The 20,345-nt window shown below is 36.4% G+C and carries 15 protein-coding genes; all 15 read left to right on the top strand.

The features are described from left to right. The 15 genes from nuoF (at position 1) to gpmA (ending at position 20,292) form a co-directional block, all read left to right on the top strand. Positions 1–3,078 (top strand): NADH-quinone oxidoreductase subunit NuoF, encoded by a 3,078-nt coding sequence (gene nuoF, locus LJ207_RS09590; protein ID WP_229346278.1) that lies wholly within the window; start codon positions 1–3, stop codon positions 3,076–3,078. After that, positions 3,078–4,790, top strand: a complete 1,713-nt coding sequence (locus LJ207_RS09585; protein ID WP_229346277.1) for an NADH-dependent [FeFe] hydrogenase, group A6 — start codon at positions 3,078–3,080, stop codon at positions 4,788–4,790. Before nuoF ends, LJ207_RS09585 begins: the two co-directional genes overlap by 1 nt. A gap of 339 nt (positions 4,791–5,129) precedes the next feature. After that, complete coding sequence (gene carA / locus LJ207_RS09580; protein WP_229346276.1) at positions 5,130–6,206, top strand: glutamine-hydrolyzing carbamoyl-phosphate synthase small subunit; 1,077 nt, start codon at positions 5,130–5,132, stop codon at positions 6,204–6,206. 23 nt (positions 6,207–6,229) lie between these two features. Then, positions 6,230–9,448 carry a carbamoyl-phosphate synthase large subunit gene (gene carB, locus LJ207_RS09575; protein ID WP_229346275.1) on the top strand — a complete coding sequence of 1,073 codons (3,219 nt, stop codon included), beginning with the start codon at positions 6,230–6,232 and terminating at the stop codon, positions 9,446–9,448. A 355-nt stretch (positions 9,449–9,803) separates the two neighbouring features. Continuing rightward, positions 9,804–10,682 carry a DUF7973 family transport facilitator gene (locus tag LJ207_RS09570; RefSeq protein ID WP_229346274.1) on the top strand — a complete coding sequence of 293 codons (879 nt, stop codon included), beginning with the start codon at positions 9,804–9,806 and terminating at the stop codon, positions 10,680–10,682. 295 nt (positions 10,683–10,977) lie between these two features. Next, positions 10,978–11,535 (top strand): bifunctional pyr operon transcriptional regulator/uracil phosphoribosyltransferase PyrR, encoded by a 558-nt coding sequence (gene pyrR, locus LJ207_RS09565; RefSeq protein WP_305038487.1) that lies wholly within the window; start codon positions 10,978–10,980, stop codon positions 11,533–11,535. 141 nt (positions 11,536–11,676) lie between these two features. After that, positions 11,677–12,981 (top strand): uracil-xanthine permease family protein, encoded by a 1,305-nt coding sequence (locus tag LJ207_RS09560; RefSeq protein ID WP_229346273.1) that lies wholly within the window; start codon positions 11,677–11,679, stop codon positions 12,979–12,981. Between the two features lie 32 nt (positions 12,982–13,013). Continuing rightward, the gene (locus LJ207_RS09555; protein ID WP_229346272.1) at positions 13,014–13,955 is read left to right on the top strand and encodes an aspartate carbamoyltransferase catalytic subunit; all 942 of its coding nucleotides are present in this window, start codon (positions 13,014–13,016) and stop codon (positions 13,953–13,955) included. After that, on the top strand, positions 13,939–15,237 hold the full coding sequence (locus LJ207_RS09550; RefSeq protein WP_229346271.1) for a dihydroorotase: 1,299 nt from the start codon (positions 13,939–13,941) through the stop codon (positions 15,235–15,237). The genes LJ207_RS09555 and LJ207_RS09550 overlap by 17 nt, the downstream gene beginning before the upstream one ends. After that, positions 15,221–16,126, top strand: a complete 906-nt coding sequence (gene pyrF / locus LJ207_RS09545) for an orotidine-5'-phosphate decarboxylase (protein WP_229346270.1) — start codon at positions 15,221–15,223, stop codon at positions 16,124–16,126. Before LJ207_RS09550 ends, pyrF begins: the two co-directional genes overlap by 17 nt. A gap of 38 nt (positions 16,127–16,164) precedes the next feature. Continuing rightward, positions 16,165–16,944, top strand: a complete 780-nt coding sequence (locus LJ207_RS09540) for a dihydroorotate dehydrogenase electron transfer subunit (protein ID WP_229346269.1) — start codon at positions 16,165–16,167, stop codon at positions 16,942–16,944. After that, the gene (locus tag LJ207_RS09535; RefSeq protein ID WP_229346268.1) at positions 16,937–17,872 is read left to right on the top strand and encodes a dihydroorotate dehydrogenase; all 936 of its coding nucleotides are present in this window, start codon (positions 16,937–16,939) and stop codon (positions 17,870–17,872) included. Before LJ207_RS09540 ends, LJ207_RS09535 begins: the two co-directional genes overlap by 8 nt. 27 nt (positions 17,873–17,899) lie before the next feature. Continuing rightward, the gene (pyrE, locus tag LJ207_RS09530; protein ID WP_229346267.1) at positions 17,900–18,469 is read left to right on the top strand and encodes an orotate phosphoribosyltransferase; all 570 of its coding nucleotides are present in this window, start codon (positions 17,900–17,902) and stop codon (positions 18,467–18,469) included. Between the two features lie 182 nt (positions 18,470–18,651). Then, positions 18,652–19,422: a DUF368 domain-containing protein gene (locus tag LJ207_RS09525; RefSeq protein ID WP_229346266.1), complete on the top strand. Its 771-nt coding sequence runs from the start codon at positions 18,652–18,654 to the stop codon at positions 19,420–19,422. A gap of 126 nt (positions 19,423–19,548) precedes the next feature. Next, positions 19,549–20,292, top strand: a complete 744-nt coding sequence (gene gpmA / locus LJ207_RS09520) for a 2,3-diphosphoglycerate-dependent phosphoglycerate mutase (protein ID WP_229346265.1) — start codon at positions 19,549–19,551, stop codon at positions 20,290–20,292. Positions 20,293–20,345 lie beyond the last annotated feature (53 nt).

Genomic DNA, 20,345 nt, shown 5'->3' with positions numbered 1-20,345 from the left:
ATGCTTAAAACTAAAGATCTATCTTTGATCCAGCAGGAATTAGCAAAAAAATATTCCGGTAGAGCTAAAACAAGAATTATCATCGGAATGGGCACCTGTGGAATTGCCGCCGGTGCAGAAGAAATCTTAAGTACTGCCAAAAATGAAATAAAAAAACAAAATCTTTCTAATATCGAATTAGATCAAACTGGATGTATTGGTCTCTGTGCTGAAGAGCCTTTAATGGAAATCAGAATGGATGAAAAAAGATACATTTATGGTAATGTTGATCAAGAAAAAGCAGCAGAGATAATCAAACAGCATATTGTAAATGGAAATGTAATAAACCGCTGGCTGGTAGACCAGGAAAGTGACTTTTTCCGCAAACAGCAGCGGATAGTATTAAAAAACTGTGGTAATATCAATCCCGAAAACATCGAAGAAGCTATTGCCAATCATGGTTATCAGGGACTTGCCAGAGCTGTTAATGAATTAACTCCAGAAGAAGTTATAGAGATCGTAAAAGATGCTAAATTAAGGGGTAGAGGTGGAGCTGGATTTTCCACTGGTATGAAGTGGGGGTTTGCTGCTTCAAAAAATGGTCGAGATAAATATTTAATCTGTAATGCAGATGAAGGTGACCCTGGTGCTTTTATGGATAGAAGCATCTTAGAAGGTGATCCCCACAGACTTATAGAAGGGATGACCATTGCTGGTTATGCAATGGGTGCCAATAAAGGCTATATTTACTGTAGGGCAGAATATCCCCTTGCAATTAAAAGGCTAAAAAAGGCTATCAAAGATGCTAAAGAGATGGGAGTTTTAGGAGAAAATATTCTTGACAGTGGTTTTGATTTTGAGATAGATATTAGACTTGGTGCAGGAGCATTTGTCTGTGGAGAAGAAACTTCATTAATTGCTTCAATAGAGGGAAAAAGAGGAGAACCAAGACCAAAACCTCCTTATCCTACCGATTCAGGCTTATATGGTAAAGCAACGGTAATCAATAATGTTGAAACCTTTGCCAATGTACCTGAAATCATCAGAAATGGCAGCAGCTGGTTTAAAAATTATGGTACAGCTGATAGTCCGGGAACAAAGGTTTTTGCTTTAGCAGGTAAAATTAAAAACAATGGATTGGTCGAGGTTCCTATGGGTACCAGCCTGGGAGAAATCGTCTTCGATATCGGTGGAGGTCTAGAAAATGATGCGGACTTTAAAGCAGCTCAAACCGGTGGTCCCTCTGGTGGCTGTATCCCGATTGAGCACCTAAATGTACCTGTTGATTATGATTCTTTAAGTGAACTTGGTACTATAATGGGTTCTGGTGGTTTGATTATCATGGATGACCAAACCTGTATGGTTGACCTGGCAAAATATTTTGTTGACTTTTGTGTAGATGAGTCATGTGGACAGTGTACTCCCTGTCGGATTGGTACAACAAGGATGTTGGAGATCTTAGAAAAGATCAGCCTTGGTGAAGCTAATAGAAAAGATTTTGAACTGCTGATGGATATGGGCGAAAAGATCAAAGATTCTTCTTTCTGTGGTTTGGGTCAAACTGCTCCCAATCCTGTCTTAAGTACAATTAGATATTTTGAAGATGAATACTTTAATCATATTGATAATAAACACTGTGATTCTTCAGTCTGTGCTGCTCTTTTTACCTCACCATGTCAAAATGCATGTCCGGCAAATGTTGATGTACCAATGTATATCAATTATATTAGAGAGGGTAATTATAGAGAAGCATATAAAGTTATCCAGGAAGAAAACCCACTTGCTGTAGTTTGTGGACGTGTCTGCTATAATTTATGTGAAGACTCCTGTAATAGAGGGGCTATGGATGAAGCACTGGCAATTAGAGAATTAAAACGTTTTGCTGGTGATTATTTACTAAAAGAAGAAGATGGTTTTCCAGTCCCAGAAATTGAGGCTGAAAAAGATAAAAGAGTAGCTATAGTAGGTTCAGGACCTTCAGGTCTTACAGCTGCATTTTATCTCCGCAAAAAAGGCTATCAGGTAACTATATTTGAAGCCGAAACTGAAGTTGGAGGTATGTTGGCCTTAGGAATACCTGAATATCGTTTACCAAAAGATATTTTAAATGAAGAGATCGGAGTTTTAACAGCAATGGGTGTCGATATTGTTGTAGATACCAAAGTTGGAAAAGATATAACCTTAGAAGAGCTTAAAGAAGAAGGGTTCTGGGCGGTCTATTTAGCTGTAGGAGCAGAAGAAGATAGAAGCCTTTATCTTGAAGGTCAGGATGTAGATGGTATCTATTCTGCCCTAGAAATACTGCATGATATCAATAAAGGAAAAAAATTAAAAGTTAAAGGTAAAAAAGTAGCTGTGGTCGGTGGAGGTAATGCCGCAATAGATGTTGCCCGGAATATGGTTCGGCTTGGAGCAGAAGAAATCAATATAGTTTACAGAAGAACCAAAAATGATATGCCTGCTCATAAAGAAGAAATCGATGAAGCAGAATATGAACAAATCAATATTTATCCTCAGATTAACCCGGTTAAGATTCATGAAAAAGACGGTAAAATTGATAAATTAGAATGTGTTAAAATTGAGGGAGGTAAATTTGATACAAGTGGAAGAAGAAGACCAAAAGAAGTTGAAGGATCAAACTTCCTGCTTGATACTGATATAGTGATTTCCGCAATAGGACAGCAGGTAGATCAAACCTTCAAAAAAGGTAAATTTGATATAGAAATGGCTGGTTCAACAATTAAAACCAATTCAAATTATTCCACAAATATTGATTGGATATTTGCAGGTGGTGACTGTGTAAGTGGACCTTCTACTGTAATTGAGTCAATTCAACAGGGAAAAGAAGCTGCAGCAGAGATTGATAAATATCTCGGTGGAGATGGAAAAGTTGTTAAAAGTGAAGAAAGAGAGCGGAAAATTAATCTACCCATCATCGAAGAAGAAAAAAGAAGGGTTAAGATGCCTACGATTTTACTTGCCGAAAGGAAAAAAGGATTTAAAGAAGTGGAAAAAGGTTATTCACTTGAACAGGCAAGAGAAGAGGCCAGCCGCTGTCTCCGCTGTGATGTAAAAGATAAAGCTGAGGAGGTAATATAATGGCTAAAGATAAAGTAAATATTTATATAGATGATCAAGAACTAGAAGTAGATGCTGATAGTACAGTTTTAGAAGCAGCTCAGGCAATAGGTAAAAATATACCGAACCTCTGTTATCTCAAAGAAAAAAATGTTATCGGAGCCTGTAGGGTCTGTCTCGTCGAAATAGAGAATACCGGTAAGTTAGCTGCCGCCTGTATAACCCCTGTTTCAGAAGGCCTAAAAATTCAAACAAATAATAAAAGGGTAAGAGATACCAGGAAAATGAATCTAGAATTCCTGCTTTCAAATCATGATGTAGAATGTCCAAGCTGTTTAAGCAATGATGACTGTGATCTGAGGAAGATAGCAGAAGATTTAGGTATTAGGGAAATAAGATTCGAGGGTAAAAAGAGCAGTTTTAAAAAAGATTACTCAACCCCCTCAATTATCAGAGATCCCGAAAAATGTATTCTCTGTAGAAGATGTGAAAACATCTGTAAAGAAGTGCAGTCGGTTGAAGCAATCAGCACAGATGGAAGAGGTTTTGATACTGTAGTTAATACCACCTTTTTTGCTAATCTAATGGAAAGCACCTGTGTTATGTGTGGACAGTGTACCCTCGTTTGTCCTACAGGAGCACTTACAGAAAGAGAATATATTGATGATGTTTGGGATCTTTTAAGTGATCCAGATAAACATGTTGTAGTTCAAACAGCACCAGCTGTTAGGGTAGCTTTATCTGAAGCTTTTGGCAAGCAAGCAGGAGCAATTTGTACAGGTGAAATGGTTGCAGCTTTGAGAAAACTTGGTTTTGATAAGGTTTATGATACCAACTTTACTGCTGACTTAACTATTTTAGAAGAGGGAACAGAATTGATTAATAGAATTAACAATAACGAAAAATTACCCCTCTTTACTTCCTGTAGTCCTGGTTGGATTAAATTTATCGAGCAGTATTATCCTGACTATCTAGAGCATGTATCAAGCTGTAAATCTCCTCAGCAGATGTTTGGTGCTCTGGCAAACTCATATTATATAGAAAAAGAGGGAATAGAAAAAGAAGATCTGGCAGTGGTTTCTATCATGCCCTGTACAGCTAAAAAATATGAGGCCCAGCGTGAGGAAATGAAGGGTGATGTGGATTATGTTTTAACAACTAGAGAGTTAGCTAGAATGATCAAACAGGCCGGTCTGGATTTAAATGATTTAGGCAGTGAAGACTTTGATCTGCTGATGGGAAGTTCAACCGGTGCCGGAGCAATCTTTGGCAGTACAGGTGGAGTAATGGAAGCTGCTTTAAGAACTGCTTATGATTTAATCACAGGTGAAGAACTAAAAGAAATAGATTTTGAAAGCATAAGGGGTTTTGAAGGTATCAAAAAAGCAGCGGTAAATATCGATGGACTTGAGGTCAAAGTTGCTGTTGCTCATGGACTTGCTAATGCACGAAAAATATTTGAGTTGATTAAAAATGGTGAACAGTTCCACTTTGTTGAGTTTATGACCTGCCCTGGTGGCTGTCTGGGGGGAGGAGGCCAACCTCTGGCTGCCTCAGAAGAAGTGCTGCAAAAAAGAATGGATGCAATCTATGAGATTGATAAAAAGAAAGAATACAGAAAATCTCATGAAAACCCCTATATTCAAAAATTATATGAAGAGTATTTAGATGAACCGGGAAGTGAGAAGGCTCATCAACTACTTCATACTAAATATATTAAAAGAGGAATTTAAGTTAAATTAAGGGAATAAAGCAAAAATATATGGCTGTATACACGGATAATAGCATTTTTGCAATATAAATGCACTTTGCAGCTATTGACAGCTTAGAATTTTGATGTTAAACTAAAGCACAATAATAAAAAATATATTTGTCCTTTTAAATCAGTCCAGAGAGGCTGGCAAAGGAAGATTGCTTTAAAATTAGAGAGCACTAAAATTCTAAGCACTTTTATATCTTTTAGCAAATTTTTCTAATTGATATTAAACCTTCTTGCCACCATCTGGGAGAAGGTTTTATTTTTTTAAAGAGTCTTTTCTAAGCAATTTAAAATAGGAAGTGGAGGTTTATATATGCAAAAAGCCAGACTTGTTTTAGAAGAAGGGAGTATTTTCGAAGGTGAGATTTTTGGAAAAGTAGCAGAAACAAGTGGAGAAATCGTGTTTAATACCAGTATGACCGGCTATCAAGAAATCTTAACCGACCCCTCTTATAAGGGGGAGATAGTTTGTATGACCTATCCCTTAATAGGTAATTATGGCATCAATTTTGATGATTTCGAATCTATCAAAGCTCATGTTAATGGTTTTATAGTTAAGGAGTTTTCAAATAATCCTGAAAACTGGAGACTGGAAAAAGAACTTGAATTATATTTAAAGGAAAATAATATTACAGGGATCACAGGTATAGATACCAGAGCTCTAACCAAAATTTTACGCCGCCAGGGAACAATGCGGGGGATTATAACAACAGAAGCTTTAAGTGAAGAAAAATTAATAGCAAAAGCTAGAGCAGTTCCCGGCTTATCAGGTAGAGATCTTGTTGCTCAGGTAACTACCAATGAAGTGAAAAAATATGGTGAAGGAAAAGAGCAGCGGGTTGTATTAGTTGACTCAGGAGCAAAAGATAATATCAAAAATTCACTCTTAAAAAGGGGAGCTGAGGTAATAGTTGTACCTGCTTCATTTACGGCTGAGGAGATTTTAGCTTTTAACCCTGATGGGGTGATGTTTTCAAATGGCCCTGGAGATCCAGAAGATGCAGCCTATATTGCAGAGACCATCAAAGCTTTATTGGGTAAAACAGTAATTTTTGGTATTTGTCTCGGCCATCAGCTGCTTGCTATGGCCTGTGGAGCCGAAACATATAAGCTTAAATTTGGCCACAGAGGTGCAAATCACCCTGTAAAAGATTTAGAAAACGGCAGGGTTTATATAAGTTCTCAAAACCATGGTTTTGCAGTAAAAAAAGATTCATTAGAGGGTTTAGATATAGAGATCACCCATCTTAATGTCAATGACAATACTATAGAAGGAATCAAACACAAAAAATATCCAGCTTTTTCTGTGCAGTATCATCCTGAAGGATCACCTGGACCAGAGGATTCTCATTATTTATTTGATCAATTTATTGCAATGCTCAAAAAATAGCAGTTAAAACTTAAGGAGGTATTATGCCTAAAAGAGAAGATATTAAAAAAGTTATGGTAATTGGATCAGGCCCAATAATTATCGGTCAGGCTGCAGAATTTGATTATTCCGGGAGCCAGGCCTGTAGAGCTCTAAAAGAAGAGGGAATAGAGGTAGTTTTAGTTAATAGTAATCCTGCCACAATAATGACAGATGAAAATATGGCAGATAGAGTCTATATCGAACCTTTAACGGTAGAAAGTATTATCGAGATTTTAAGAAAAGAAAATCCAGATGGTTTAATTCCAACTCTGGGGGGTCAAATAGCCCTTAATTTAGCTATAGACCTTGCCGAAAGCAAAATTTTAGATGAACTAGATGTGGAATTATTAGGTACTCCTATCAAAACAATCGAAAAGGCAGAAGATAGAAATACATTTAAAGAATTGATGGATCAAATAGGTGAGCCGGTACTTGATAGTAAAATTGCTGAAAACATAGAAGAAGCTAAAGAGATTGCAAAAAAGATTGGTTTTCCTGTAATTGTTAGACCAGCCTATACCATGGGAGGCACTGGTGGTGGAGTAGCAGATAATTTAGAAGAATTAAAAGAGATTACCACCAGAGGTTTTAAACACAGCCTGATCGGTCAGGTTTTGATAGAAAAAAGTATCAAGGGCTGGAAAGAGATAGAATATGAGGTTATGAGAGATGCAAATGATAACTGTATAGTAGTTTGTAATATGGAAAACTTTGATCCGGTAGGTGTGCATACAGGTGATAGTATTGTTGTAGCCCCGAGTCAAACCTTAAGTGATAAAGAATATCAGATGTTTAGAACTTCTGCTTTGAAGATAATCAGGGCTTTAGGGATCGAAGGAGGCTGTAATGTCCAATATGCCTTAGACCCAGATAGTTTTCAGTATTATATAATTGAGGTTAACCCCCGGGTAAGTCGTTCAAGTGCTCTAGCCTCTAAAGCAACAGGTTATCCGATCGCAAAAGTTTCTGCTCGGATAGCTTTAGGCTATAATTTAGATGAAATAGATAATGCCATAACAGGTAAAACTACTGCCTGTTTTGAACCAGCCTTAGATTATGTGGTTTTTAAAATACCACGCTGGCCCTTTGATAAATTTCATTATGCAGATCGTGATTTAGGAACACAAATGAAAGCCACCGGTGAAGTAATGGCTATTGAAAGAAATCTGGAATCATCGATGCTTAAAGCTGTCAGGTCCTTGGAAATAGGGAGATATGGCTTTTATTTAGAAGAATTTAGAGATTTATCTGATCAGCAGATCAAGGATTTTCTTTATGCAGCAGATGATAACAGATTATTTGTGATAGCAGAAGCACTGAGAAGAGGCTGGAGTGTAGACAAAATTCATCAGATCACGAAAATAAGTACTTTTTTTCTGCACAAAATAAAGAATATAACAGATTTAGAAAAAAGACTGCAGAGTTTAAAAGGAAAGGATCTAATAAAAGCTGAAGCAGTTATTTTTAAGGCCAAAGAAATGGGCTTTTCTGACCAAGAAATCGCTCTGCTTACCGCTTTAGAAGAAAATGAAATTAAGGAAATCAGAGAAGAGCTGAATATTAAACCGGTTTATAAGATGGTAGATACCTGTGCAGCAGAATTTGAAGCAGCAACCCCATATTATTATTCAAGTTATGAAAAGGTCAATGAAGCTGAAGCTACAGCCAAGAAAAAAATTATGGTTCTAGGCTCCGGCCCGATCAGAATCGGTCAGGGAATAGAATTTGATTACTGTAGTGTCCATTCTGCCTGGTCATTACACGAAGAGGGTTATGAATCTATCATAGTTAATAATAATCCCGAAACGGTCAGTACAGATTTTGATACATCTGACAGATTATATTTTGAGCCTTTAACAAAAGAAGATGTGATGCATATTATTGAGAATGAAAAACCGGAAGGTGTAATCGTTCAGTTTGGAGGACAGACAGCGATAAATTTGGCTGCTAAATTAGCTGATGAGGGTGTTAATATCCTGGGTACTTCTGTAGATTCGATCGACTTAGCAGAAGACAGAGATAGATTTATTAAGCTTTTAAAAGAACTGGCTATCCCCACCCCGGCTGGGAAAACAGCTGCCTCTCTTGCAGAAGCAGCAGAAATTGCAGCTGAAATTGAATATCCGGTTCTGGTCAGACCATCTTATGTATTAGGTGGTAGGGCAATGGAAGTGGTATATAACGAAAAAGAATTAGAAGAATATATGAAAAATGCTGTTAAAGTTTCTCCGGACAGACCTGTTTTGATAGACAAATATTTGACCGGGACCGAGGTTGAAGTTGATGCAATCTCAGATGGTGAGACTGTTATTCTGCCGGGAATAATGGAACATGTGGAAAGGGCAGGTGTTCATTCTGGTGACAGTATTGCTGTTTATCCTCCCCATAATCTTTCCCAGGCAATAAAAGAGAAAATTGAAGAATACAGCATCAAAATAAGTAAAAAGCTTAATGTAGAGGGAGTCATCAACATTCAATATGTTGTCAATGATGATAAAGTCTATGTTATAGAAGTTAATCCTAGATCAAGCAGGACCATTCCCTACTTAAGTAAAGTTACCGGGGTAGCAATGGTTGATCTGGCAACTAAAGCATTGTTGGGAATCAAACTAAAGGATTTAGGCTGGGAAAGTGGATTGCTAGCTGAAAAATCACATTATGCTGTAAAAGTTCCTGTATTTTCTTTTTCTAAGCTGACCCAGGTTGATACAAATCTTGGACCTGAAATGAAATCCACCGGAGAGGTTTTAGGTCTGGCGGAAAACTATGAAAAAGCTCTTTATAAAGGTCTAATTGCAGCTGGTTTGGAAATACCAAGAGAGGGAAGAATTTTAGCCACCATTGCAGATAAAGATAAAGCAGAGGCGGTAGAGTATATAAAAGATTTTGCCGAGCTAGGCTTTGAAATTTCTGCTACCAGTGGAACTGCAGCAGAATTAAAGAAAAAAGGCCTTAAAGTAAAAGAAATTAAAAAAATAGATGAAGGTTCTCCAAATGCGCTTGAATTGATTTCTGAAGATAAAGTTGATCTTGTTATCAATACTTTAACAAAAGGCAAAATTCCGGAGCGGGATGGTTTTAAAATAAGAAGAAGTGCAGTTGAGATGGGGATTCCCTGTCTGACTTCACTTGATACTACAGAAGCGATGCTAAAAGTATTAAAAGAGATTAAAGCAGGAGATAGGGTTGAATACAGAGCCCTACAGGATTATGTTAAGTAAATTCAAAGGCAAAAATCAGTTGTGATTTCATAGCTGCTTTTTGCTTTTCTTTTTTATAAATAAAAAAGTTAAAATAAGGCAAAATTGATTTAATGCGAATATTTTGACAATTGCTAAAAAAGGTGATAAAATATACATAAAATAAAGGGAAGGCATGGTAATTCTCTATTCTGGCATATTTAATTGTGACTTTTGTTTGTTCTGATTAAATAACTCTGTCGATAGAGAATTTTTCTCTGCCGAGACTAAATGAAAAAAAGGAGGGGATTGTTAAGGCGTAAAATGTGAAAAGATTCCTATTTATCTGTACTGTGCTTTGTTTATGAACTCTTTAAATTAAAGGAGGCATAATAAAATGTTTGGTATAGGTATGAACGCTGTACTTGCTGCTTTTGGTGGTGGACTCTTTGGTGCTGCTTTAGGTGCATTACCTGCCTTTATTTTCTGTGGTTTTGCAGTTCTGGCTGGTGAAGCACTTGCTCTTGCTACTGGTGGAGCTTCTATCACAGGAGCAATTGGATTTGGAACTCTCTTTGGACCTCATATTGCTTTTGGTGGTGGAGCTGCTGCAACCGCATATGCTGGTCAAAAAGGTAGGCTGGAAAGTGGTGCTGATATTTTAGCTCCATTATATGGAATCGAAGAAAACTGGGATATATTATTAATCGGTGGTATTTTTGGTATCCTTGGTTTAGTTGTTGAAGCATTTTTCGCTAATATTGGAACACCTACTGATACTATCGCTCTAACAGTTGCTATCTCTGCTTTTGTGCATAGACTTGCCTTTAGTGATACTGGTATTTTTGGTACTTATGATCCGGAAAAAAGTGATTCTAGATGGAGCCCACCTTCTGAGATTGCCTGGTTACCCTGGCAGATGAATGCATCTCAATTATTACCACTTGGTTTAGGTGTTGGCTTAGTTGCAGGTCATATCACCCTTGTTACAGGTAGTGTATTCATTATGTTCGGTATAACTGCTGCTTCTTTAATTATTCTACAGACTATGGGTAAAGGTCCTGTTACCCACCATATTGCATTCCCGGCGGCAGCTGCAGCAATGGCTACTGGAAGTGTTATCTGGGGTGGAATATTTGGTATTTTAGGAGCCTTTATCGGTGAGTTCTTTGCCCGTCTATTCTATGACTGGGGAGATACTCACATTGATCCACCTGCATGTACTATAGCTGTTTTAATAACTGCAGCAATGTTATTCCTAGGTTTCACATTTTAATTAATCGTTATTATATTAAATATGTTAATTATATCTATAATCTTAATTGAATTATCTTTAATAAAACTCCCGGTCCTGCCGGGGGTTTTATTATTGCAAATTTAAGCAGAAAATCGATTAAATTTCTTGACTTAATATAGCTGGTCTGATATCATTAATTCAAATAAAAATATTCTTTTAAATTAGTCCAGAGAGGCTAGTAAGGGAAAATATAGAATTTAACCACCTTCTTACTTGCCCTAAGAGGGTTTTTTTATGTAAATTTATATTCTTCCCCAAAGGAGGTAATATAGTTATGGAATCAGAAATGAAAAAGAAAAAAGAAATTATCGATTCTGATGCAATGGGCAGAGCTATTACAAGAATAGCTCATGAGATTCTTGAGAAAAACAAAGGAACAGAGGATCTTGTTCTGATCGGAATAAGAACAAGAGGGGTTCCTTTAGCAGAAAGATTAGCTGCTAAAATTGAAGAAATAGAAAATGTAGAGATAGAAACAGGTATTTTAGATATTACCCTTTACAGAGATGATTTATCAACTATTGCCTATCAGCCAATAGTTCACCGGACCGAAATACCCTTTGATATCACGGGAAAAAAGGTTGTTTTAGTTGATGATGTACTTTATACGGGAAGAACTGTAAGAGCGGCCTTAGATGCTTTGATCGATCTTGGTAGACCAAAGCAGATTCAGCTGGCTATAATGATCGATCGCGGCCATCGCGAACTACCGATTAGAGCTGATTTTGTTGGTAAGAACCTTCCAACTGCAAAAAATGAGGTTGTAGATGTAAATTTCAAAGAAATAGATGGTAAAGATTTAGTTTTATTATTAGAGAAAAATAAAAGTTAAATATATCCTTTAAATCAGTCCAGTGAGGCAGATAAGGAGAACATAGAGAGCTATTTTAAGCTCTGGCTTTGTTAACTTCTTATCAGTCTAACTGTTAAGAAGTTTTTTTAATGTTTAAATACAAATTTTAGGAGGAAAAAAATGAGCTTGATCAAACAGACTAAAAGAAATTTAAATGATCTTAAAGAAGATGGGATTAATAATCAGAGACTTTTCATTTTATCATTACAGCATATGTTTGCAATGTTCGGAGCTACGGTTCTTGTCCCTTCTCTAACAGGTTTAAATCCTGCAGTTGCTTTATTCACCTCGGGTTTAGGAACCTTAATCTTTCATTTTATAACTGGAGCAAAAGTACCAGCCTATCTTGGTTCTTCTTTTGCCTTTATTGCTCCAATTATAGCAGCCCAGAATCAATTTGGTGTTGATGGAGCGATGTTGGGAATCATGACGGTTGGACTTGTCTATGCACTTATGTCAGTAATAATTAAGCTGGTAGGAACTGATTTTTTCCGCAAATTATTACCACCGGTTGTGGTTGGACCAGTTATAATAACTATTGGTCTTGGTTTGGCACCAACTGCCAGAGACATGGCATCTGAACACCTTTTAACAGCCTTTGTAACCCTCTCCATAGCAGTTGCAATAAGTGTTTTTGCCAAAGGAATAATAAAGGTCATTCCAATCTTATTGGGGATAATAGGGGGATATATTTTCGCCGCTTTTATGGGTATAGTAGATTTCACCCCTGTAATGGAAGCTTCCTGGATCGCCTTCCCTCAGTTTTCCTTTCCTGTAATCAATGGTAATTTAAGAGCTATCACTCTTGTTGCACCAATAGCCCTTGTCACAATTGTTGAGCACTTAGGAGATGTATTGGCAATCAGTACAACCACAGAAAAAGATTTTATCAACGAGCCGGGTCTGCATAGAACATTATTAGGTGATGGAATAGCAACCTTGGTAGCCGGGCTTTTTGGTGGACCACCAAATACAACCTATGGTGAGAATGTTGGAGTTTTAGCAATTACTAAAGTCTATAATCCAATTATTATTCAGCTGACAGCGGTAATAGTAATATTAAGTAGTTTTGTCCAAAAAATTGGGGTTTTAATTAGAACAATACCTGCAGCAGTAATGGGAGGAATAGTCTTCCTGCTGTTTGGAATGATAGCTTCTATAGGTTTAAGAACTTTAGTAGAAAATCAGGTTGATCTTTCAAATAATAGGAATTTAGTCATTGTATCTGTAACCTTACTGGTTGGAATAAGCAATCTAACAATCACATTCCTGGGCCTCGAGTTTGCCGGAATGGGACTGGCAGCCCTTGTTGCAATAATAATGAACTTAATCTTACCAGAAGCTAATAAGGAAAAAACTCTAATGGAAAAAAATGAAGAAGAAGCATTAGCTATGGACAGAGAATTAGGTTATGAAAGCAGTTAAGATTATCTATTTAATTCAGGGGAGGTAAAGTGATGAGCTTAAAAAGAAAAGATTTTTTAGGACTATATGATGCTTCAGCAGAAGAAATCAAAGAAATTCTAGAGACTGCTGTAGCTATGAAAGATATATTAACAAGAACTGTCAAAAAAGTACCTACACTGCGCGGTAAAACTGTTATTAATCTTTTTTATGAACCCAGTACAAGAACTAAGTTTTCTTTTAACCTGGCTGCCAAAAGATTAAGTGCAGATGTGATGAGTATTTCCAAGTCAGGCAGCAGTATTGCCAAAGGAGAAAGCCTTCTTGATACAGCAAAAACAATGGAGGTTATGGGGGCTGATGTAGTTGTGATTAGGCATAGTGCACCGGGAGCTGCTCAATTTTTAGCAGAAAACATCTCGGCCAGTGTTTTAAATGCTGGAGATGGTGCTCATGCTCATCCAACCCAGGCTCTATTGGATATTTACAGTATTAAAGAAAATTTTGGCCAGATCGAAGGTTTAAATGTATTAATTGTGGGAGATATAGCTCACAGTAGAGTGGCCAGATCTAATATCTGGGGTTTAAATAAAATGGGAGCTCAGGTTAGTGTAGCTGGCCCCCAAACATTATTACCCAGAGAAATAGAAAAAATGGGTGTAAAAGTTTATAATAATCTGGATCAGGCTTTAGAAAATGTTGATGTGGTAAATATATTAAGAATTCAGATGGAAAGACAGGAAAGTGGTCTTTTCCCTTCGATTAGGGAATATAGAGAAATCTATGGGATGAATAAAGAAAGACTGCAGAGAATCGGTAAAAAAGCACTGATTATGCATCCTGGCCCTATGAATAGGGGTATAGAAATAGAGAGCTCTGTAGCAGACAGCAGTCAATCGGTAATTACAGAACAGGTAAAAAATGGAGTAGCAATTAGAATGGCACTCTTATACTTGCTGGCAGGGAGGGAAGTAGATAATGAAAACCTTAATTAAAAATGCAGAAGTTTTTGATCCCCGCAATGATTTAGAAGGCAAATATGATATTCTGATTGAAGGTAAAAATGTTATTCAGATCAGTGAAAATATCAAAAATCAAGGTTATGAATTAATTGATGCCACAGATAAAGTTGTAATTCCTGCTTTAATAGATATGCACACTCATTTAAGAGAACCAGGTTATGAAGATAAAGAAACAGTTAAAACAGGCTGTGAAGCTGCAGCAGCAGGTGGTTTTTCTGCAGTAGCAGCAATGCCTAATACAAATCCCGTTGCTGATAATCCAGCAGTTGTTGAACATTTAAACTTGAAATCAAAAGAAGCTCTGGTTAAAGTATATCCTGTTGGTAGTATAACCCAGGGCAGCAAGGGAGAAAAATTATCAGAGATCGGAACTCTGGCTAAAACAGGGGTTAAGGCCCTTACCGATGATGGTAATCCGGTAATGAACTCAGAGATAATGAGGAGGGCAATGGAATATGCCTCAGCTTTTGATCTGCCGATCATAGATCACTGTGAAGATAAAAATTTAAGCAAAGACGGAGTAATGCATGAAGGATATTATTCAACCATCTATGGACTAAACGGGATTCCTGCCGCCTCAGAAGAAATAATGGTCTCCCGTGACATAGTACTTGCTGAAATGACAGGGATTCACCTCCACATAGCTCATCTGAGTACAGAGGGTAGTTTAAAACAGGTTATCGCTGCTAAAAAAAGAGGAATCAATGTTACTTTTGAAGTTACTCCGCATCATTTGATTTTAACAGATAAGTCTGTTGGTGACTATAATCCTGACACCAAGGTTCATCCCCCACTTCGGTCAAAAAGAGATGTAGAAGTATTAAGAAAAGCACTTAAGGCAGGAGAAATAGATGTTCTGGCAACTGATCATGCTCCTCACACTTTTGAAGATAAACTGGGTGAATATGATTATGCGGCAAATGGTATTTCAGGCCTGGAGACAGCTTTGGCTCTGCTCTATGAATATTTTATTAAAAACAATGATATTAGCTGGAATGAACTCATAAATATGTATTATTATAAACCGGCTGAAATATTAAATGTAGAGGCTGAAGGAATTAAAAAAGGCTCTACAGCAGATTTGATCATCTTTAATCCTGCCCGCAGTTGGACAGTTGAAAAAGAAAAATTCAAGTCTAAAGGTAAAAATACTCCTTTTGCCGGCTATGAACTTTCTGGTAAAAATGAAGTGACATTTGTTGAAGGTAAAATGGTTTATGATGATAGAGGAGGCAAAAATGAAGTACTTTATTGATAATTTGATCGAAAAGATAGAAGTAAAAAATTCTAGAATCTGTGTTGGCCTAGATCCTCATTTAAATTTAATGCCAACTTCTATTCTTGATCCAGAGTTATTAAAAAATATCGAGGCTAACCATAGAGAAATTGCTGCAGCCATATTAGAATTCAATCAAGAAATAATAACAGCAGTGGCAGATCATACAGCTGTGGTAAAACCACAAATGGCTTTTTATGAAAAATTGGGTACTGCAGGTATGGAGGCCCTCTGGGAAACAATTTATTATGCCAGAGAAAAAGGCTTATTAATTTTATTAGATGGGAAAAGAAATGATATAGGCTCAACAGCAAAAGCCTATGCAGAAGCATATTTAAATATAGATTCTGGAGCTGATTCTTTAACTATCAATCCTTATCTTGGTAGAGATGGAATTACTCCTTTTCTGGAAGATAAAACTAAAGGAGCTTTTGCCCTCTTAAAAACATCTAATCCCTCTTCTGGAGATATTCAGGATTTAAAATTAGCTAATGGAAAAAAAGTTTACGAAGAAGTAGCCCTCTTTTTGGGCAGGACTGCTGAAAAATACAAGGGTCAAAGTGGATATTCAAATCTTGCTGCAGTTGTTGGAGCAACTTACCCGCGAGAACTTGCTCAGTTAAGAACCTTAACTCCTTCGCTTTTCTTTTTGATTCCTGGCTATGGAGCTCAAGGTGGAGGAGCAGAAGATGTTAAAGCCGCTTTTGATAAAGAGGGTAGAGGAGCAGTTATAAATTCTTCGCGGGGAATTAACTTTGCTTACAGAAAAGACGAATACAAAGAATTTGGAGCTAAAAACTTTGCTGATGCAGCTGCTTTAGCTGCTAAAAAAATGAAAGAAGATATTAATTCGGTTTTAGACCTATAATAGAGGGTATTTTTCTCGGCCCTAAGGAGGCAGAATAGATGTACGAAATATTTTCCAATAAAGAAGTTGGTCCAGATATTTATCACCTTGTTTTAAAGTGTGAAGGTCTAGAAAAGGAAGTTAAAGCAGGTCAGTTTTTTAATATAAAGCTGAGTGGAATTAATAGTTATGATCCTCTTCTGAGAAGACCATTAAGTGTTTTTGATTTTTCAAATGAAAGCAAAAGAGTAGAATTTGTTTATAAAGTAGTTGGGAAAGGGACGGAAATACTGGCCAATTATAATCCAGGTGAAAAACTTGATCTTTTAGGACCACTTGGCAGTCCTTTTAGCATAAGTGATAGACAAAGTGCTAATATTCATCTGATTGGTGGTGGAATGGGGATAGCACCTCTGTATCTTTTAGCAAAAAAATTAAAGGATTTACCCATAAAAGTGTTTTTAGGTGCTGCAAATAAAGCGGAATTAGATTTTTTTGCAGATAAATTTAAAAACCTAGGTGTAGAAATACATTTAGCAGCGATGGAAGAAAAATTAGAGATAAAGGGAACCGCCCTCAGACTATGGGATAATTATTTAAAATCTGAACTTCCCTCTTTTGTTTACTGCTGTGGACCTGAACCTTTGTTATCTGCAGTTGAGATTAAAGCTTTAAAAGAGAAAATTCCAGGTGAAATTTCTATAGAAAAGAGAATGGGCTGTGGTTTTGGAGTTTGTTTATCCTGCAGCTGTGAAAGCAGAAATGAGAATGAAAAAAATAAAAGAGCCTGTGTTGAAGGCCCGGTTTTTGCTTTTGGGGAGGTAAAATATTGTGAGTGATAAAAAACTTGATTTAAGAACAATTTTAAAGGCAAATAAAGGTGATGATCTAAAATTATCTAACCCTCTAATAACCGCATCTGGGACCTGTGGTAATGGTGAAGAATTAAATGATTATTTTGATATCAATAAATTAGGGGCATTCTGCACTAAAGGAATCACTGTTGATGCCCAAAAAGGTAACAAAACACCTAGAATAGCCGAAACCGCTGCCGGTATTATCAATTCCATAGGTTTAGAAAATCCAGGAGTAGATACGTTTATAAGTGAAATACTTCCTCAGTGCAGAGAATACAGTCTGCCTATTTTCGCCAATATCTCCGGTTACAGCCCAGAAGACTTTTTAACTTTAGCAGATAAATTAAACGATCGGCCTGAAATAGCAGGTTTGGAGGTTAATCTTTCCTGCCCAAACATTAAAGGGGGAGGGATGATTTTTGGTACAGACCCGGAAAAAGTATATCAGATCAGCAAAAAGATTAGAGAAATTTATTCTGGTTACATAATAGTAAAATTAACTCCAAATATTACAGATATTACATCAACTGCCCTGGCTGCTCAGAAAGCAGGAGCAGATGCAGTTGCAATGATCAATACCTTATCTGCTCTGAAAATAGATATTGATAAACAGGAGCCACTTTTGGCCAATACCTTTGGTGGTCTTTCAGGGCCAGCAATTAAACCAGTAGCCCTAAAAATGGTTTATCAAAGTTATAAAAAATTAGAAATACCTATCATCGGCCTTGGAGGGGTAAGTTCTGGAGAAGATGTTTTAGAATTCATTTTAGCCGGAGCTTCTGCTGTGGGAATTGGAACCATAAATATGCTTGAACCAACAGCTGCTCTAAGAATAATCGAAGAAATCAAGAGTTATTTAAGAAAGCATAAAATCCAAAAGTTATCATCTTTAATTGGAGCTGCACATTAATTTAAATTATATGGAGAGGTGAAAAAAATGACAGAAAAAGAAATCAGAGAACTCTTAGTAGAAACAGGTGTAATTCAAGAAGGACATTTTGTTTTAAGTTCAGGTAGACATGCAGATATTTATATGCAGTGTGCAAAAGTTCTGCAGCACCCTGAACATGCATCAACCCTGGCAGCAGAAATAGCAAAAAAATGGGAAGATGTAGAGGTTGATATAGTTATCGGACCTGCTTTAGGTGGGGTTGTATTATCATATGCTGTAGCTGCAGAAATTGGGGTTCCTTCAATTTTCAGTGAAAGAAAAAATGGTCAGATGCAGATTAGAAGAGGATTTGAAATAAAACCGGGAGCTAAAATTTTGGTTGTTGAAGATGTTGTTACAACCGGAGGCTCTGTTAAAGAAGTATTGGCTTTATTAGAGGGACTGGATGTAGAAATACTTGGGATCAGTTCAATTATTGATAGAAGTAATGGTCAGGTTGATTTTAAATATAAATTCAAACCACTGCTGCAGATGGATATCAAATCATATAAGGCTGGCCAGTGCAAATTATGTGAAGACAATGTAGAAATCACCAGACCCGGCAGTAAGGTATAAGAACAATATTTTATTAATTTTAAAAGAAAAATTAGCTAAAAACACTTCAGTTTATGATTATTTTATGAACTGAAGTTTTTTTATTTTCGTAAATAGGCAGGTATTGACTAAGATAATCTTGAATATATTAATTAGATTTAGATAGAGAAAAGAGCTTAATCAAGAGAGAAAGGAAGATTTTTTTGCCAGATAAAATTAGATATATCCCTTTATTTTTTAAATCTATTCCGATCGGAATTGCAAATACCTTGCCAGGGGTCAGTGGGGGAACTATAGCTGTTGTTTTAAGTATTTATGAAACATTGATCAAGGCAATTAAAAATATTTCATTAAAAAAATTAAGTGTAATTGGCTTAGGAGCTTTATTAGGAGTTTATCTTGGAGCAGCAGTAATAAGTGATTTTTATTCTACCAGTCCCTTACTGCTAAATTATTTTCTCTTTGGTCTGGTGTTAACCTCGGCTCATTCTACTTATCAGAAAATCGGTCGAATCAACTTTATGAAAATATTATTTTTAATAATTTCCTTTGGTTTAGCCTTATTAATCAGCCTGGGGATCGGGGTCAATATAAGTGCTGGCAGTGGTCTGATGAGATATTTTTGGGGAGGTTTTATTGGCAGTATTGCCATGATTATCCCGGGAATAAGTGGAAGCACTTTACTTGTTTTAATGGGTTTATATCATCCCATTCTGGCAGCAGTTAATAATTTTCAAATACTATATTTAAGTATATTTGCCTTAGGAATTGTCTTTGGTTTATTAATCTTTGCCTGGTTATTTTCTTTTTTATTAAAAAAATATCAGCAGCAAATAATGACTGTGCTGACTGGATTAATACTCGGTTCTAGTGCAGCTGTTTTTCCGGCCAGGCTCCAATTAGAAGGTCTCTATTTCTTTCTGGCTGGAGCAGTAATAATACTTATCTTAGAATTTATCGGTAAAAAGTTTTAGTATCAAGCTGCTAAAATTTTTAAGATTTTAATTTAATTATAGCAGTAAAATTTGTTAATTGCTTAATAGCTTTTTTGAGCTAAATTTATTAAGCTTTAATTTAGAGTCAAGAAAGGGTGATATTTAATGAAAAAGATTGTTTTTGTTAGACATGGTCAAAGTGAATGGAATCTGGCCAACAAATTTACCGGCTGGACCGATGTGGATTTAAGTGAACAGGGAGTAAAAGAAGCAGAAGCTGCAGGGGAAATATTAAAAAAAGAGGGCTTTACTTTTGATTTGGCATTTACCTCCTATTTAAAAAGGGCAACAAAAACTTTAAATATTGTTTTGGATATTATGAACCTCCACTGGATACCTGTTATAAAATCATGGAAGTTAAATGAAAGACATTATGGTGATTTACAGGGTTTGAACAAGGCAGAAATGGCAGAAAAGGTTGGGGAAGAACAGGTTCATATCTGGAGAAGGAGTTTTGATACTCCACCACCTGCTTTAGATGAAGATGATTCTCGTCATCCCAGACATGAAAAAAAATATGAAGAACTCTCAGAAAGCGAATTACCGGCGGCAGAAAGTTTAGCAATGACAATAGAAAGGGTGATGCCTTTCTGGGAAAAAGAAATTGTACCTAAAATTAAAGCAGGTCAAAAAATTATCGTATCAGCCCATGGGAATAGTTTAAGAGCACTTGTCAAACATTTAGATAATATTTCTGATGATGAAATTAGTTCTTTAAATATTCCAACCGGCAGACCACTGGTTTATGAATTTGATGAGAAGATGAATGTCAAAGATAGTTATTATCTAGGTGATCAGGCGGAAATTGAAGCAGAAATGGAAAAAGTTAAAGATCAGGCAAAAAATTGATTTTAATCTGAGCTTAATATCTTTCTAATTGATTTTTAATATAAATTTGTTAT

This window comes from Halanaerobium polyolivorans (assembly GCF_020711195.1).
Lineage (GTDB): Bacteria > Bacillota > Halanaerobiia > Halanaerobiales > Halanaerobiaceae > Halanaerobium > Halanaerobium polyolivorans.
Note: the sequence above shows the minus strand (reverse complement) of the source record. Positions and strands in the feature narration are given on the sequence as shown.

Coding starts and splice junctions, on each gene's coding strand:
- pyrE (WP_229346267.1), top strand. CDS start 17,900: ATGACAGAAAAAGAAATCAGAGAACTCTTAGTAGAAACAGGTGTAATT.
- LJ207_RS09540 (WP_229346269.1), top strand. CDS start 16,165: ATGTACGAAATATTTTCCAATAAAGAAGTTGGTCCAGATATTTATCAC.
- pyrF (WP_229346270.1), top strand. CDS start 15,221: ATGAAGTACTTTATTGATAATTTGATCGAAAAGATAGAAGTAAAAAAT.
- LJ207_RS09570 (WP_229346274.1), top strand. CDS start 9,804: ATGTTTGGTATAGGTATGAACGCTGTACTTGCTGCTTTTGGTGGTGGA.
- LJ207_RS09555 (WP_229346272.1), top strand. CDS start 13,014: ATGAGCTTAAAAAGAAAAGATTTTTTAGGACTATATGATGCTTCAGCA.
- LJ207_RS09560 (WP_229346273.1), top strand. CDS start 11,677: ATGAGCTTGATCAAACAGACTAAAAGAAATTTAAATGATCTTAAAGAA.
- LJ207_RS09585 (WP_229346277.1), top strand. CDS start 3,078: ATGGCTAAAGATAAAGTAAATATTTATATAGATGATCAAGAACTAGAA.
- nuoF (WP_229346278.1), top strand. CDS start 1: ATGCTTAAAACTAAAGATCTATCTTTGATCCAGCAGGAATTAGCAAAA.
- gpmA (WP_229346265.1), top strand. CDS start 19,549: ATGAAAAAGATTGTTTTTGTTAGACATGGTCAAAGTGAATGGAATCTG.
- carA (WP_229346276.1), top strand. CDS start 5,130: ATGCAAAAAGCCAGACTTGTTTTAGAAGAAGGGAGTATTTTCGAAGGT.
- carB (WP_229346275.1), top strand. CDS start 6,230: ATGCCTAAAAGAGAAGATATTAAAAAAGTTATGGTAATTGGATCAGGC.
- LJ207_RS09550 (WP_229346271.1), top strand. CDS start 13,939: ATGAAAACCTTAATTAAAAATGCAGAAGTTTTTGATCCCCGCAATGAT.
- pyrR (WP_305038487.1), top strand. CDS start 10,978: ATGGAATCAGAAATGAAAAAGAAAAAAGAAATTATCGATTCTGATGCA.